The following is a 14,538-nucleotide window of genomic DNA, read 5'->3' on the forward strand; positions in this document are numbered from 1 at the left end:
AGAAAATATGCCTCAGTTAGCGACGATTTGCTACATTGATAACGGAAAAGAACTGCTCATGCTCCACCGTAATAAGAAACCCAATGATGTTCATGAAGGGAAATGGATTGGCGTGGGTGGTAAGCTAGAGCGTGGTGAGACACCTCAAGAATGCGCGGCGCGTGAAATCCTCGAAGAAACAGGGCTCAAAGCCAAGCCAGTTCTAAAAGGTGTTATCACTTTTCCAGAATTTACGCCAGATTTAGACTGGTACACCTATGTTTTTAAGGTGACGGAGTTTGAGGGCGACTTGATTGACTGCAATGAGGGGACGCTAGAATGGGTTCCCTATGACGAGGTTTTGAGTAAGCCTACTTGGGAAGGTGACCATACCTTTGTTGAGTGGCTTTTAGAGGATAAACCCTTCTTTTCAGCCAAGTTTGTTTATGATGGGGATAAATTGTTGGATACCCAAGTTGATTTCTATGAATAAAGGAGAAAGCAGATGCTACTAATCAAAAATGGTCGTTTAATGGATCCCAAGTCTAGTTTGGATCAAGTGTGTGATGTCTTAGTCCAAGATGGGAAAATTATCAAAATTGCGCCTGAGATTAAAGAAGAAGGAGCAGAAATCTTAGATGCTACAGGTCTTGTAGTTGCTCCTGGTTTGGTTGATATCCATGTTCATTTCCGTGAACCTGGTCAAACACATAAAGAAGACATTCATACTGGGGCCCTTGCAGCTGCTGCAGGTGGTTTTACAACGGTTGTCATGATGGCTAATACTAGTCCAACCATTTCAGACGTTGAGACTTTGCAAGAAGTTCTCCAGTCAGCTGCCAAAGAAAAGATTCATGTCAAGACGGTTGCGACTATTACTAAGAACTTTAATGGCCAAGACTTGACTGATTTTAAGGCACTCTTAGAAGCTGGAGCTGTTGGTTTTTCTGATGACGGTATTCCTCTTGAGAGCAGTAAAGTGGTTAAGGAAGCCATGGAAGAAACCAAAAAACTCAATACCTTTATCAGCCTTCATGAGGAAGATCCAGGTTTGAATGGGATTCTTGGATTTAATGAAAACATTGCTAAAGAACATTTCCATATCTGCGGTGCGACTGGGGTGGCTGAGTATGCTATGATGGCGCGTGATGTCATGATTGCCTATGCAACCAAGGCTCATGTTCACATTCAGCATTTGTCTAAGGAAGAAAGTGTTAAAGTGGTGGAGTTCGCTCAAGGATTGGGGGCGCAAGTCACAGCAGAAGTAGCGCCACAGCATTTCTCTAAGACAGAAGCCCTCCTTTTGACACAAGGAAGCAACGCCAAGATGAATCCGCCGCTTCGTTTGGAGTCGGACCGTCGTGCAGTTATCGAAGGTCTCAAGTCAGGTGTTATCACAGTTATCGCAACTGATCACGCGCCTCACCATGCGGATGAAAAAAATGTCGAGGATATCACCAAAGCGCCATCTGGTATGACTGGTTTGGAAACCTCTCTGTCTCTCGGTTTGACTTATTTGGTGGAAGCTGGGGAATTGACCTTGATGGAATTGCTAGAAAAAATGACCTACAACCCAGCCAAACTTTACAATTTTGAAGCAGGTTACTTGGCTGAGAATGGTCCAGCGGATATCACTATTTTTGATGCTGAGGCTAACCGCCTTGTGGACTCCCATTTTGCTTCCAAAGCAGCTAATTCACCATTCATCGGTGAAACCTTAAAAGGGCAGGTTAAATATACCATCTGTAAGGGACAAATCGTCTATCAAAACTAGGTGGGAGTCTGCTCTGTAAACAAAAAGAATAGAGAGCCTATATGTACCAAACCCATCATTTTAAAGACAAATTTATCTTATTTTTAAAGATATTTTTCCCTATCCTGATTTATCAATTTGCAAATTATTCTGCCTCCTTTGTTGATACGACTATGACAGGTCAATACAGCACTATGGATTTGGCTGGTGTGTCGATGGCGACCAGTATCTGGAATCCTTTCTTTACCTTCCTGACAGGGATTGTGTCAGCCTTGGTGCCTATCATTGGTCACCATCTTGGTCGAGGAAAAAAGGAAGAAGTTGCTTCAGATTTTTACCAGTTCATCTATCTGGCCTTAGGCCTGTCCGTGGTCTTACTGGGACTAGTACTTTTCTTGGTACCTCCTGTCTTGAAGCATATCGGACTAGAAGCACCAGTGGCAGCAGTAGCGGTTCGCTATCTTTGGTTTTTATCTATTGGAATTATCCCCCTGTTGCTTTTTAGTGTCGTTCGTTCCTTGCTGGATTCTCTGGGCTTGACCAAACTGTCTATGTATCTCATGCTTTTGTTACTTCCTCTCAATAGCGGATTTAACTATCTCTTGATTTACGGGGCCTTTGGTGTTCCAGAACTGGGAGGTGCTGGTGCTGGTTTAGGAACATCCTTGGCCTACTGGGTCTTACTGGGAATTTCTGTACTGGTTCTATTTAAACAGGAGAAGCTCAAAGCCCTACATCTTGAGAAACGAATTCCGCTTAATATGGATAAAATCAAGGAAGGAGTTCGTTTAGGTCTGCCTATAGGGGGGACTGTCTTCGCGGAAGTGGCTATCTTTTCTGTGGTTGGCTTGATTATGGCTAAGTTCTCATCCTTGATTATCGCTAGTCACCAGTCAGCTATGAATTTTTCAACTCTCATGTACGCCTTTCCTATGAGCATCTCATCTGCTATGGCTATTGTTGTTTCCTATGAAGTGGGAGCCAAGCGATTTGATGATGCGAAAACCTATATTGGTCTAGGAAGATGGACAGCCCTCATTTTTGCGGCCTTCACCTTATCCTTTCTTTACATTTTTAGGGGAAATGTGGCCAGTCTTTATGGCAACGACCCAGAATTCATCGATTTGACAGCGCGCTTTTTGACTTATAGTCTTTTTTTCCAGTTAGCAGATACCTTTGCGGCACCGCTTCAGGGAATTTTACGGGGGTATAAGGATACCGTTATTCCTTTTTACCTTGGTTTGGTTGGTTATTGGGGCGTAGCAATCCCAGTGGCTATGCTATTTGATTCTCTAACAGATTTTGGAGCTTATTCTTACTGGATCGGCTTGATTATTAGTCTAATTGTGAGTGGGGTTCTCTACCGTTGGCGTTTAACTGTGATTATGAAGAGATTTGAATCTTTAGAAAAATCTAAACGCTAAAAAGTTTGTGAAAAAATATTCTTAATGAGGAAATCCCTTATTCCTATGGGATTTTCTTTTTTAATTTGTGAAATTTACTTGAGAAAAACTTTGACAGTATTTGCCAAAAACGGTAAAATAGTAAGGTAAGAAGAAAGTTAGAAAGGCAAGAAGATGTCAACTTTAGATAAAAATCTTTTGCTAGAAATGTTCCGTAAGATGGAAGAAATCCGTCGCATGGACTTAAAAATTGCGCAATTAGTAAAGAAAGGGAAAGTGCCAGGAATGACGCACTTTTCTGTTGGAGAAGAGGCAGCTAACGTGGGGGCTATGTTGGCTCTCAATCTAGATGACCTAATTACCTCAAACCACCGTGGTCACGGACAAGCTATTGCCAAAGGGATTGACCTCAACGGAATGATGGCTGAAATCCTTGGAAAATACACTGGAACCTGTAAAGGTAAAGGTGGATCTATGCATATTGCTGACCTTGATGCCGGTAACCTTGGTGCCAATGGTATCGTAGGTGGTGGTATGGGAATCGCTGTCGGTGCGGCCCTCAGTCAACAAATGCAAAATACTGGTAAAATCGTTGTCTGCTTCTTTGGAGATGGTGCGACCAACGAAGGTGTTTTCCACGAAGCAGTGAACATGGCTTCTATCTGGAACCTGCCAGTCATTTTCTATTGCATTAACAACGGTTACGGTATCTCTGCGGATATCAAGAAAATGACCAATGTAGAACATATCCATCAACGTAGCGCCGCTTATGGAATTCCTGGAATGTTCATCGAAGATGGAAACAATGTCATCGACGTCTATGAAGGATTTAAGAAAGCTGTTGATCATGTTCGCAGTGGCAATGGTCCAGTCTTGATTGAAAGTGTAACTTATCGCTGGCTTGGTCACTCATCATCTGACCCTGGTAAATATCGTACACGTGAAGAAGTGGAATTGTGGAAACAAAAAGACCCAATCGAAAACCTTCGTAACTATCTCGTTGAGAACAACATTGCAAGTGCCGAAGAATTGGAAGAAATCCAAGCGCAAGTCAAGGAAGCAGTAGAAGTTTCTGTTAAATTTGCAGAGGAAAGTCCATTCCCACCGCTTGAATCAGCATTTGAAGATATTTACGCAGACTAAGGAGAAAGAGATAAAATGGAAACAAAAACAATGTCCTTCCGTGACACCATTATCCTTGCTATGTCTGAGGAAATGCGTCGCGATGAAAATGTGTTCTTGATGGGAGAAGATGTCGGTGTCTTTGGAGGAGACTTCGGTACTTCTGTTGGAATGCTTGAAGAATTTGGTCCAGAACGTGTCCGTGACTGTCCGATTTCTGAAGCTGCCATTTCAGGAGCAGCAGCAGGAGCAGCCATGACAGGACTTCGTCCAATCGTTGATATGACATTCATGGACTTCTCGGTTATTGCCATGGACAATATCGTCAACCAAGCTGCTAAAACACGTTACATGTTTGGTGGTAAAGGTCAGGTTCCAATGACTGTTCGATGCGCTGCTGGTAATGGAGTTGGTTCTGCAGCCCAGCACTCGCAATCACTAGAATCTTGGTTTACTCACATTCCTGGTCTTAAGGTTGTGTCACCAGGTACACCTGCTGACATGAAAGGACTGCTCAAGTCTTCTATCCGTGATAACAACCCTGTTATCATTCTTGAGTATAAATCAGAATTTAACCAAAAAGGGGAAGTGCCAGTTGATCCAGACTATACGATTCCACTTGGAGTTGGGGAAATCAAACGTGAAGGTACGGATGTAACAGTTGTTACTTATGGAAAAATGCTTCGCCGTGTGGTTCAAGCTGCTGAAGAATTAGCAGAAGAAGGAATTTCTGTTGAGATTGTTGACCCACGTACCCTTGTTCCGCTTGATAAGGATATTATCATTAACTCAGTTAAGAAGACTGGTAAAGTTGTTCTGGTCAACGATGCCCACAAAACAAGTGGCTATATCGGAGAGATTTCAGCTATTATTTCAGAATCAGAAGCATTTGATTATCTAGATGCACCAATCCGCCGATGCGCAGGAGAAGATGTGCCAATGCCTTATGCACAAAATCTAGAAAATGCAATGATACCAACAGTTGAGAGCATTAAGGATGCAATTCGAAAAACTTATAACAAAGAATAGAATTACATAAGATAAATTATGTAAATAAAATAAAGCTGACGAGAAACTTTGTATCTTTTTAGTGCAGAGTTCTCTGCGCGTTTAATATCATAAATAGAATTGGAGAGGTCATGGCTGATGACAAGCTAAGAGCGACTCCTGCGGCTAGAAAGTTAGCGGATGATTTAGGGATCAACCTCTATGACGTTTCTGGCTCAGGTGCAAACGGTCGTGTCCACAAAGAAGACGTGGAAACTTATAAAGACACAAATGTGGTTCGCATTTCGCCACTTGCAAAACGAATTGCCCTCGAACATAACATTGCTTGGCAGGAAATCCAGGGAACGGGTCACCGTGGTAAGATCATGAAGAAGGACGTTTTAGCCTTGCTTCCTGAAAATATCGAAAACGACACCATCAAGTCTCCTGCTCAAATCGAAAAAGTGGAAGAGGTTCCTGATAATATCACTCCTTATGGTGAAATTGAGCGTATCCCAATGACACCAATGCGTAAGGTTATTGCCCAACGCATGGTTGAATCTTACTTGACTGCGCCAACCTTTACCCTCAACTATGAAGTTGATATGACTGAAATGTTGGCTCTTCGTAAGAAGGTTCTTGAGCCAATTATGGAAGCAACTGGGAAGAAGACTACTGTAACAGACCTTCTTTCACTTGCAGTTGTTAAGACTCTTATGAAACACCCATACATCAACGCTTCATTGACAGAAGACGGCAAGACTATTATCACGCACAACTATGTCAACCTTGCTATGGCAGTTGGGATGGATAATGGATTGATGACTCCTGTTGTTTACAATGCTGAAAAACTAAGTTTATCAGAGTTGGTTGTTGCATTCAAAGACGTCATCGGTCGTACCTTGGATGGTAAATTAGCTCCAAGCGAACTGCAAAATTCAACATTTACTATCAGTAACTTGGGAATGTTTGGCGTTCAGTCCTTTGGTCCTATCATCAACCAACCAAACTCAGCTATCCTTGGTGTGAGCTCGACAATTGAGAAGCCTGTTGTTGTCAATGGTGAAATTGTGATTCGCCCAATCATGAGTCTTGGTTTAACAATTGACCACCGTGTCGTAGATGGTATGGCTGGTGCTAAGTTTATGAAAGACTTGAAAGAGTTGATTGAAAATCCAATCTCAATGTTGATTTAAGAACAAGAGTATTCATTTTAAAGATATAGATAAAGGAAGGAAGACATGGCCTTAGAAGTAATTATGCCAAAAGCCGGCGTGGATATGACAGAAGGACAAATCGTCCAATGGAATAAAAAAGTCGGAGAATTTGTAAAAGAAGGAGAAATCCTTTTGGAAATCATGACTGATAAAGTCAGCATGGAATTGGAAGCTGAAGAAGATGGGTACTTGATTGCTATCCTTAAAGGGGACGGTGAAACAGTCCCTGTAACGGAAGTTATCGGTTACCTTGGCGAAGAAGGGGAAAATATCCCAACAGCTGGAGCTGCAGCGCCAGAAGCTAGCCCAGCACCTGCAGCAAGTGCCTCAAACGATGATGGTAAGAGCGATGATGCTTTTGATATCGTTGTGATTGGTGGAGGTCCTGCTGGTTATGTTGCAGCCATTAAAGCTGCCCAACTCGGCGGTAAGGTTGCCCTTGTTGAGAAATCTGAACTTGGTGGAACCTGCTTAAACCGTGGATGTATTCCAACCAAGACCTACCTTCATAACGCTGAAATTATCGAGAATATCGGTCATGCCGCAAACCGTGGTATCGTAATCGAAAATCCAAACTTCACTGTAGATATGGACAAACTCCTTGAAACCAAGTCTAAGGTTGTCAATACTTTGGTTGGTGGTGTTGCAGGACTTCTTCGTAGCTACGGAGTTACTGTGCATAAAGGTATTGGTACCATTACTAAAGACAAGAACGTCTTGGTAAATGGTTCTGAATTACTTGAAACCAAGAAAATCATCCTTGCTGGTGGTTCAAAAGTCAGCAAGATCAACGTCCCTGGTATGGAATCTCCACTTGTCATGACCAGCGACGACATCCTTGAAATGAATGAAGTACCAGAAAGTCTTGTTATCATCGGTGGTGGGGTTGTCGGTATCGAACTCGGTCAGGCCTTCATGACATTTGGTTCAAAAGTAACTGTTATCGAAATGCTGGACCGTATCGTTCCAGCTATGGATGCGGAAGTTTCTAAGAACCTTCGCTTGATTCTTGAACGTAAAGGAATGACCATCTTGACTGGTACTAAACTGCAAGAAATCATTGAGGAAAATGGTCAACTTCGTATCAAGGTTGAAGGAAAAGACGATATCATCGCAAATAAAGCTCTTCTTTCAATCGGTCGTGTGCCAGACCTTGAAGGTATTGGAGAGGTTGAGTTTGAATTAGATCGTGGTCGTATCAAGGTCAACGAATACATGGAAACTTCTGTTTCAGGTATCTATGCACCAGGTGACATCAACGGTACTAAGATGTTGGCTCACGCTGCCTTCCGTATGGGTGAAGTTGCCGCTGAAAACGCCCTTAAAGGAAATCACGCTGTTGCCAAATTGAATTTGACTCCTGCAGCTATCTACACTCTTCCTGAAGTAGCAGCAGTAGGGTTGACTGAAGAACAAGCCCGTGAGAAATACGATGTAGCCATTGGTAAGTTCAACTTTGCTGCTAACGGTCGTGCTATTGCATCGGATGCAGCTCAAGGTTTTGTTAAAGTCATCGCTGATAAGAAATACGGGGAAATCCTTGGTGTTCATATCATCGGTCCTGCAGCTGCAGAATTGATTAACGAGGCATCAAGCATTATCGAAATGGAAATTACTGTTGAAGAAATGCTGAAGACTATCCACGGACACCCAACCTACTCTGAAGTAATGTATGAAGCATTTGCGGATGTTTTAGGAATGGCCATCCATTCGCCTAAGAAAAAATAAAAGAAAGATAGATTAGACTGGAAAGGTGTTTTCCAGTCTCTATCATATAAAGGGATATCATGAAATATATTATCAATCATTCAAACGACACTGCCTTTAATATTGCCTTGGAAGAATATGCCTTTAAACACCTTTTGGATGAGGATCAAATCTTCCTACTTTGGATTAACAAGCCATCTATCATTGTTGGTCGTCACCAGAATACCATAGAAGAAATCAACCGTGATTATGTTCGAGAAAATGGTATTGAGGTGGTCCGCCGTATCAGTGGTGGTGGAGCTGTTTACCACGATTTAAATAACCTCAACTACACGATCATTTCAAAAGAAGATGAAAACAAGGCCTTTGACTTTAAGAGCTTCTCAACTCCAGTTATCAATACTTTGGCTCAACTTGGGGTTAAAGCTGAGTTCACAGGTCGTAATGACCTTGAGATTGATGGTAAGAAGTTCTGTGGCAATGCCCAAGCCTATATCAATGGCCGTATCATGCACCACGGTTGCTTGCTCTTTGACGTTGATTTGTCAGTCCTCGCAAATGCCCTTAAGGTTTCAAAGGATAAATTTGAATCAAAAGGTGTGAAATCTGTTCGTGCTCGTGTGACTAATATTATCAATGAATTACCAGAAAAAATCACAGTCGAAGAATTCCGTGATTTACTCTTAGAATACATGAAAAAAGAGTACCCAGAGATGACTGAATACGTTTTTTCTGAGGAAGAATTAGCTGAAATTAATCGCATCAAGGATACTAAGTTTGGTACTTGGGACTGGAACTATGGTAAATCACCTGAATTTAACGTCCGTCGTGGAACAAAATTCACTAGTGGTAAGGTTGAAGTCTTTGCTAATGTTCTCGAATCAAAAATCCAAGACATCAAGATTTATGGGGATTTCTTTGGTATTGAAGACGTTGCTGCAGTAGAAGATGTCCTTCGTGGGGTAAAATACGAACGCGAAGATGTCCTTAAGGCGCTAGAAACCATTGATATCACACGCTACTTCGCTGGTATTAGCCGTGAAGAAATAGCTGAAGCGGTAGTAGGATAAATCAAAAAGAAGTTGGTTGTAGGACCAGCTTCTTTTTACGAGTTTCGCTTTACATAATTTATTTTATGTAGTTTATAAACTATCCAGAGCATTCTTTTGTTCATCGTTGACGATATGGGTATAGAGATCAGTGACTTGTGTACTGGCATGTCCTAGCTGATGGCTGACCAAAACTTGCGATTTAGTCGCATCATAGAGCCTGGTTGCTAGGGTATGGCGCAGTTTATGGGGAGTTACACGGACTTTGAAGTCCTCAGAGTACTTAGCAACCATCTTTTCCACACTGGAAGCATCGATACGATTAGGAACACCTCTGTAGAGTGTCAAAAAAAGGGCTGTATCTGTTTTTTCTGTCTTATAGCGTTGATTACGAATGGCCAGATAATTCTCTAAATAAGACTTAGCAAAAGCAGCGACATTGACCGAGTCACGTTTGCCTCCTTTTCGAGTGACATCGATAACCATCGTTTTTAGATTGAGATCTCTTAGATCCAGATTAACAGCTTCAGATAAGCGGACACCAGACGCCAAGAGAAGGGCAATAATGGCCAAATCACGTTCTTTATTTTTGTTGAATGATGAGAGAGCGCGATTTGAAAGTTGTTGTGGATACTCTTGGTCAATATAAGTTAGGAAACCTTCTGTTTCATCACCTAAAAAGAGTTTTTGCTTGATGTTTTCAGCTCTGGCAGCAAGTGTTTCTTTCTTTTTCTTTGTTGAAACTTTCTTCATTACATTACGATAAAAATAAGGCTCTCCCTGATCGTTTTCAACTTCCTCAGTCAAATACTTATAAAGACTAGAAAGTGCTGACAAAGTCCGATTGATGGTTGTCTGAGAAACTCCTTGCTTGGTTGTATTGGCATTCAGCAAAGGACGCTCACGTAGGTAAAGGATAAAGGATTCCATGTCTTTCTTAGACATATTTTCCAAGACAGATAAAGAAATATCAGATATTTTATCGGCGTTTGAGATACCAGACTCCAAAACCCAGCTGAAAAATCGATCATATTCCTTGAGGTATTCGTACAAGGTTGTAAAACTGTAAGGAACAGCAAGCTTAGATTGATAGTATTCTAAAACATACCAGGGCATGATTTGTTTTAGTTTGTCGATTCGTTCTAATAAAATCTCACGTTTCATGTATTTTCTCCATAAAGTAAGTCTACTAGTAGTATAGCATAGACTTACTTATTTTTCAAGAAAATTATAGTTTTTCGGAAAGATGTTATAGGAGTTTTTTTAAAAGTGATAAAAAGACTTAGATCGCGATTATAACTAAAAATTTTTATTTTAAAAAATCAGCTGATTTTGTACTTTATAAAAGTGAAAACTAAAAATTTTTCCAATTGTACATCCTAATGAAAACGACTCTTGCTAAAATTCAAAACATTGTTAAATCAAGGTTTTAAAGTACATTTTTTAGAGAGTGTATATTACGCCTTAAACTCAGTCGTATTAAGGGTTTATCAACTGTCTAGGGAAAAGTACAAAAATTTTCAGTTTTTACAAACAAAAAAGATCTAAATCTTTGGAGTTTCATTGTGAATCATTATCTAGTGCTTTTTCTAGTTTCCAAATACTAAACCAGAATGAAATAGTTAACAAAATAAGTAAAATAAAAAAGAGATTATCAGTAACGATACTACTGTTCATTCTACATAACTGAAGAGCTATATAAGGAGCTATGAGATACAAAATACATTGTATAATTGCTATTGTTTTCTTTTTCATGATTTTAATCTTACTGTAAAGATTTGATACAGTAAACTCCTTTCTAGCTTTATGCTTTATCATTTCTAACTTGATTATAGTCTTATTTTCAACAAAGTTTAATTACTTGTATGTAAGATATCTTATCTGTAAAAAATAACCGATTCCATTGTTGAGAATCGGTTATCTAAATAAATCAAGCCAACTTTTTTACGTAATATAAATTATGTAAAAAACTCTTACAACAACAAATCTTTGATTTTCCCAATTTCACTTTTTGGAATCACCAGGTGGATCATATCTCCGAGATACATTCTGGTTGAACCGTTAACTGTTTGGCTTTTGCCATTATGGACTTGGGTGGTAATGAGCACGTTGTGTGGCAGGTTGAGTTCGTGTACTTGTTTTCCTGCTATTTTATCTGAAACTGGGATTTCAATGAGAGTGACTTCTCCTTCATCTGTCGCTTCTTCTGGCAACATTTTTTCTAGCATGGCCTCATAGACTGGAGCACCCTTGAGTAAATCCATGATGATGTAGGCAACTAGGGTCACAAGTCCGAGTGGCATGAGATTGCGAATATCTCCTACCATTTCGGTTACCAGAATCATAGCAGTTAAGGGAGCCTTGGATATTGCTCCAAAATAACCACTCATTCCTAGAATGACAAATATAGGGAATTGCTCCTGACTGACAAGTCCAAGATTGACACAAATAACGCCAACTAGAGCTCCAAGTAAGGAGCCAAGCGCCAAAATTGGTAGGAAAATTCCTCCTGGAAGGCCACTTCCATAGCTAATCATGCTCCAAACAAAGCGAATCAAAAAGTAAGCTAATAGAACTTGGAAACTAAAATCTTGTTCAGTTAGGGAGAGAACAAGTTGATTTCCACCACCAAGGATTTGGGGTAAGAAGATGCCGACTGGTAGGATGAGAATGAAGGCAAGAATTGGGTAATAAGCTCTATCCAAACGGATTTTTTGACCTATCCAGTCATAAACTCTACCGACATTGAGTACAGCTTTTTCATAGAGAAAACCAGAAAGTCCTAGAAAAATTCCCATGAGGAGGTAAATCCAATACTGGTCTAGGGTCATGAGAGGAATATTGTCTGGCATGTCCAGTACGGGTGTTAGGCCAAATATGAGTAAAGAAACAAAGTTTGCTACGAGACTAGCTGCTAGAGTAGATACCCAAAAAAAGCGTGAAAAATGGTGATAAACTTCTTCTACCACAAAGAGAAGTCCTGCAATCGGTGCATTAAAAGCTGCGGCTAATCCTGCTGCAGCACCACTGGCAATCAGGGAGCGTTCCTCTACTGGACTGGATTTGAGCCATTTGGAAATTCCTTTACCACCTACTGCTCCAAGTTGAATACTGGGTCCCTCTCGCCCCAGCATAAGTCCACTGGCAATAGCAAGAATTCCTAAAATATATTTTTTCCAAAGTACACCCCACCAGTTGAGGGTCATGAGTCCCTTTAATTCGGCTTCAACTTGAGGAATTCCTGAACCTTTGATGTCTTTTTCTGACCGAGTTAATTTCGCACTGAGCCAACAAACTATTAAATAAAATAGACCAATGATAAAAAGATTGCGCACTAGATGCGCTTGATCTTGATAAAGTCCTTGTATCAGGTGGAAACCTTTTTCGATTAAGAAACGAAAGGATCCAACGATAATTCCAACAACGAGACCAACAATGATTCCTCGTCCAACTTGGGATAATATGGTACTCGAGGCAAAGGCAAATTCTTTCTTGGAACTGAGTGTTTCTGACTGTTCCTCCATAATCATTCCTTCTAACTTAACTTTCTTTTTCTCCTAAAACCAGTGATTTAACGGGTTCAAAGCTGGTTCGGTGAATTGGGGTAACTCCTAGTTTTTTCAGTCCTTCCAGGTGTTTAGCTGTTCCATATCCTGCATTAGCAGCGAAATCATAGCCGGGAAATTGCTGGTCGAATTCTTTCATCAATTCATCACGTGTCACCTTGGCTACTATAGAAGCCGCGGCGATAGAGAGAGAGTTTGCATCTCCTTTGATGATAGATGTTTGTGAAATGGGTAAATCCAGCTTCATGGCATCTATCAAAAGGTGCTCAGGTTGAGGACTGAGCTGAGAGATTGCTTCCTGCATGGCCAGTTTGGTTGCTTCATAGATATTGACTTGGTCGATGACCTGATTATCCATGATACCAATCCCGATTGATAAGGCTTGGTCCTGAACTGCTTGGAAAATCTCCAGATGTTTCTTTTTAGGAATTTTCTTGCTGTCGTTGAGGCCTGTAATTTTATAATTTTTAGGTAAAATAACTGCTGCAGCGACTACAGGACCAGCAAGAGGACCACGACCAACCTCGTCAACACCTGCTATCATGGTCAATCCTTGCTTATACAGTTCTTTTTCGTAGGAAAGCATGGATTCCAAACGAAGATCCTCATCCAATTCTGCCTGAATAGCTTTTTTACGCTTGCTGATTTCCTTTTGAATTCCAGAGCGATTATCCTTTTCAAGATCTAAAATAATAGGGCTATCAAGGTCCTTGACAGTAGCAAGGAGTTCTTTGATTTCTTTAATCGTCGCCATCGAGGTCTTCCAATGTATCTAAGGTATAGTTACCGAGTTTGCCATCACGGACTTCCTTCACGAAGAGACTGTAGAAACGGTCATAGTCGTCACGGAAACCGAGGGCACGGGTCATATCCATAATAATAACAGGCGCTTCTTCCTCAATTTTCATTTGTTTGAAGCGTTCAGCCAACTTTTCTGGATAATGTTCTTTGAAATAATTCAGGCCAAAAATAGTTACCTCATCCATAGGAAGCAACTGGTCTTTAATAGCTCCGGTCAAGGCCAACTTAAGCGCAACAGTTTCATCCTCAAACTTAGGCCAGAGAATCCCCGGTGTATCCAGGATTTCAAGGTCTTTATTTGTTTTGAGCCATTGTTGCCCCTTGGTCACACCTGGTTTATTGCCGACAACAGCAATTTTCTTACCAGCTAAACGGTTCATAAGAGTGGATTTACCAGCATTTGGAATCCCGATAATCATGGTACGCAAGGTTTCAATCTTGATGCCACGTTCTTTTTGGCGAGCAATCTTATCCGCCATGAGCTTTTTGGCCGCATCTGTTACAACTTTTACAGTCACTTGCTCTTTGGAGTTGATAGCTAGCGTCTGAATTCCTTGTGATTCAAAATACTGGCGCCATTCCTTGGTCATTGCTGGGTCAGCCAAGTCTGCCTTATTTAAAATCAAGAGTTTTGGTTTGTCACCAACAATTTTGGTCAACATAGGATTTTGACTAGATAGAGGTAAGCGTGCATCCACCAAAATCGTCACAAAATCAACAAATTTTAAATTTTCCTGCACCTGTCGACGCGCTTTAGACATGTGACCAGGAAACCATTGAATAGTAGCCATAATATATCTCCTTCGGATTGAAAAAATTGTAAAAACGTTTTCTTTCTTATCCTCTATTCTATCATAAATTGCTCTTTTTTGCATAAGCTTTTGTTTGTAATAGCTACTTTATAAAGGAAGACTGATTTTAAATCCACCTAATTTATATATTAACTTTATATAA

12 protein-coding genes are annotated in these 14,538 nt (G+C 40.7%); 8 read left to right on the top strand and 4 right to left on the bottom strand.

Going from position 1 to position 14,538, the window contains the following annotated elements; all coding sequences use genetic code 11:
- Window positions 1-7: 7 nt before the first annotated feature.
- From HMPREF2764_RS04480 to HMPREF2764_RS04515, 8 genes are all read left to right on the top strand, one after another.
- The gene (locus HMPREF2764_RS04480) at window positions 8-472 is read left to right on the top strand and encodes an NUDIX hydrolase (protein ID WP_001135768.1); all 465 of its coding nucleotides are present in this window, start codon (window positions 8-10) and stop codon (window positions 470-472) included.
- Window positions 473-484: 12 nt separating this feature from the next.
- Window positions 485-1,753, top strand: coding sequence for a dihydroorotase (locus tag HMPREF2764_RS04485; RefSeq protein WP_070527495.1), 1,269 nt, complete (start codon window positions 485-487; stop codon window positions 1,751-1,753).
- A gap of 41 nt (window positions 1,754-1,794) precedes the next feature.
- A complete protein-coding gene (pdrM, locus tag HMPREF2764_RS04490) occupies window positions 1,795-3,156 on the top strand; it encodes a sodium-coupled multidrug efflux MATE transporter PdrM (protein ID WP_070527499.1) in 1,362 nt (453 codons plus the stop codon).
- A gap of 153 nt (window positions 3,157-3,309) precedes the next feature.
- The gene (locus HMPREF2764_RS04495; protein WP_070527503.1) at window positions 3,310-4,278 is read left to right on the top strand and encodes a thiamine pyrophosphate-dependent dehydrogenase E1 component subunit alpha; all 969 of its coding nucleotides are present in this window, start codon (window positions 3,310-3,312) and stop codon (window positions 4,276-4,278) included.
- Window positions 4,279-4,293: 15 nt separating this feature from the next.
- A complete protein-coding gene (locus HMPREF2764_RS04500; RefSeq protein ID WP_070527506.1) occupies window positions 4,294-5,286 on the top strand; it encodes an alpha-ketoacid dehydrogenase subunit beta in 993 nt (330 codons plus the stop codon).
- Window positions 5,287-5,396: 110 nt separating this feature from the next.
- Window positions 5,397-6,440, top strand: coding sequence for a dihydrolipoamide acetyltransferase (locus HMPREF2764_RS04505; RefSeq protein WP_070527510.1), 1,044 nt, complete (start codon window positions 5,397-5,399; stop codon window positions 6,438-6,440).
- A gap of 45 nt (window positions 6,441-6,485) precedes the next feature.
- A complete protein-coding gene (gene lpdA / locus HMPREF2764_RS04510; RefSeq protein WP_070527513.1) occupies window positions 6,486-8,189 on the top strand; it encodes a dihydrolipoyl dehydrogenase in 1,704 nt (567 codons plus the stop codon).
- A gap of 59 nt (window positions 8,190-8,248) precedes the next feature.
- Entirely contained in the window at window positions 8,249-9,238 is a 990-nt protein-coding gene (locus tag HMPREF2764_RS04515) for a lipoate--protein ligase (RefSeq protein WP_000873983.1), read from the top strand.
- Between the two features lie 72 nt (window positions 9,239-9,310).
- Here the strand turns inward: HMPREF2764_RS04515 and xerS are convergent, their stop codons facing one another.
- The 4 genes from xerS to ylqF form a co-directional block, all read right to left on the bottom strand.
- Entirely contained in the window at window positions 9,311-10,381 is a 1,071-nt protein-coding gene (gene xerS, locus HMPREF2764_RS04520) for a tyrosine recombinase XerS (protein WP_070527516.1), read from the bottom strand.
- An 809-nt stretch (window positions 10,382-11,190) separates the two neighbouring features.
- Window positions 11,191-12,741: a ClC family H(+)/Cl(-) exchange transporter gene (locus tag HMPREF2764_RS04530; RefSeq protein WP_070527891.1), complete on the bottom strand. Its 1,551-nt coding sequence runs from the start codon at window positions 12,739-12,741 to the stop codon at window positions 11,191-11,193.
- Window positions 12,742-12,757: 16 nt separating this feature from the next.
- Window positions 12,758-13,537, bottom strand: coding sequence for a ribonuclease HII (locus HMPREF2764_RS04535; RefSeq protein ID WP_070527519.1), 780 nt, complete (start codon window positions 13,535-13,537; stop codon window positions 12,758-12,760).
- Window positions 13,524-14,375 (bottom strand): ribosome biogenesis GTPase YlqF, encoded by an 852-nt coding sequence (gene ylqF, locus HMPREF2764_RS04540; protein WP_000201307.1) that lies wholly within the window; start codon window positions 14,373-14,375, stop codon window positions 13,524-13,526. The genes HMPREF2764_RS04535 and ylqF overlap by 14 nt, the downstream gene beginning before the upstream one ends.
- Window positions 14,376-14,538 lie beyond the last annotated feature (163 nt).

Origin of the sequence: Streptococcus sp. HMSC073F11 (genome assembly GCF_001810785.1) — a bacterium.
Lineage (GTDB): Bacteria > Bacillota > Bacilli > Lactobacillales > Streptococcaceae > Streptococcus.

What these genes read in the sequence shown, in the direction of transcription:
- HMPREF2764_RS04480 (WP_001135768.1), top strand. Translation starts at nt 8, where the DNA reads ATGCCTCAGTTAGCGACGATTTGCTACATTGATAACGGAAAAGAACTG.
- HMPREF2764_RS04485 (WP_070527495.1), top strand. Translation starts at nt 485, where the DNA reads ATGCTACTAATCAAAAATGGTCGTTTAATGGATCCCAAGTCTAGTTTG.
- pdrM (WP_070527499.1), top strand. Translation starts at nt 1,795, where the DNA reads ATGTACCAAACCCATCATTTTAAAGACAAATTTATCTTATTTTTAAAG.
- HMPREF2764_RS04495 (WP_070527503.1), top strand. Translation starts at nt 3,310, where the DNA reads ATGTCAACTTTAGATAAAAATCTTTTGCTAGAAATGTTCCGTAAGATG.
- HMPREF2764_RS04500 (WP_070527506.1), top strand. Translation starts at nt 4,294, where the DNA reads ATGGAAACAAAAACAATGTCCTTCCGTGACACCATTATCCTTGCTATG.
- HMPREF2764_RS04505 (WP_070527510.1), top strand. Translation starts at nt 5,397, where the DNA reads ATGGCTGATGACAAGCTAAGAGCGACTCCTGCGGCTAGAAAGTTAGCG.
- lpdA (WP_070527513.1), top strand. Translation starts at nt 6,486, where the DNA reads ATGGCCTTAGAAGTAATTATGCCAAAAGCCGGCGTGGATATGACAGAA.
- HMPREF2764_RS04515 (WP_000873983.1), top strand. Translation starts at nt 8,249, where the DNA reads ATGAAATATATTATCAATCATTCAAACGACACTGCCTTTAATATTGCC.
- xerS (WP_070527516.1), bottom strand. Translation starts at nt 10,381, where the DNA reads ATGAAACGTGAGATTTTATTAGAACGAATCGACAAACTAAAACAAATC.
- HMPREF2764_RS04530 (WP_070527891.1), bottom strand. Translation starts at nt 12,741, where the DNA reads ATGGAGGAACAGTCAGAAACACTCAGTTCCAAGAAAGAATTTGCCTTT.
- HMPREF2764_RS04535 (WP_070527519.1), bottom strand. Translation starts at nt 13,537, where the DNA reads ATGGCGACGATTAAAGAAATCAAAGAACTCCTTGCTACTGTCAAGGAC.
- ylqF (WP_000201307.1), bottom strand. Translation starts at nt 14,375, where the DNA reads ATGGCTACTATTCAATGGTTTCCTGGTCACATGTCTAAAGCGCGTCGA.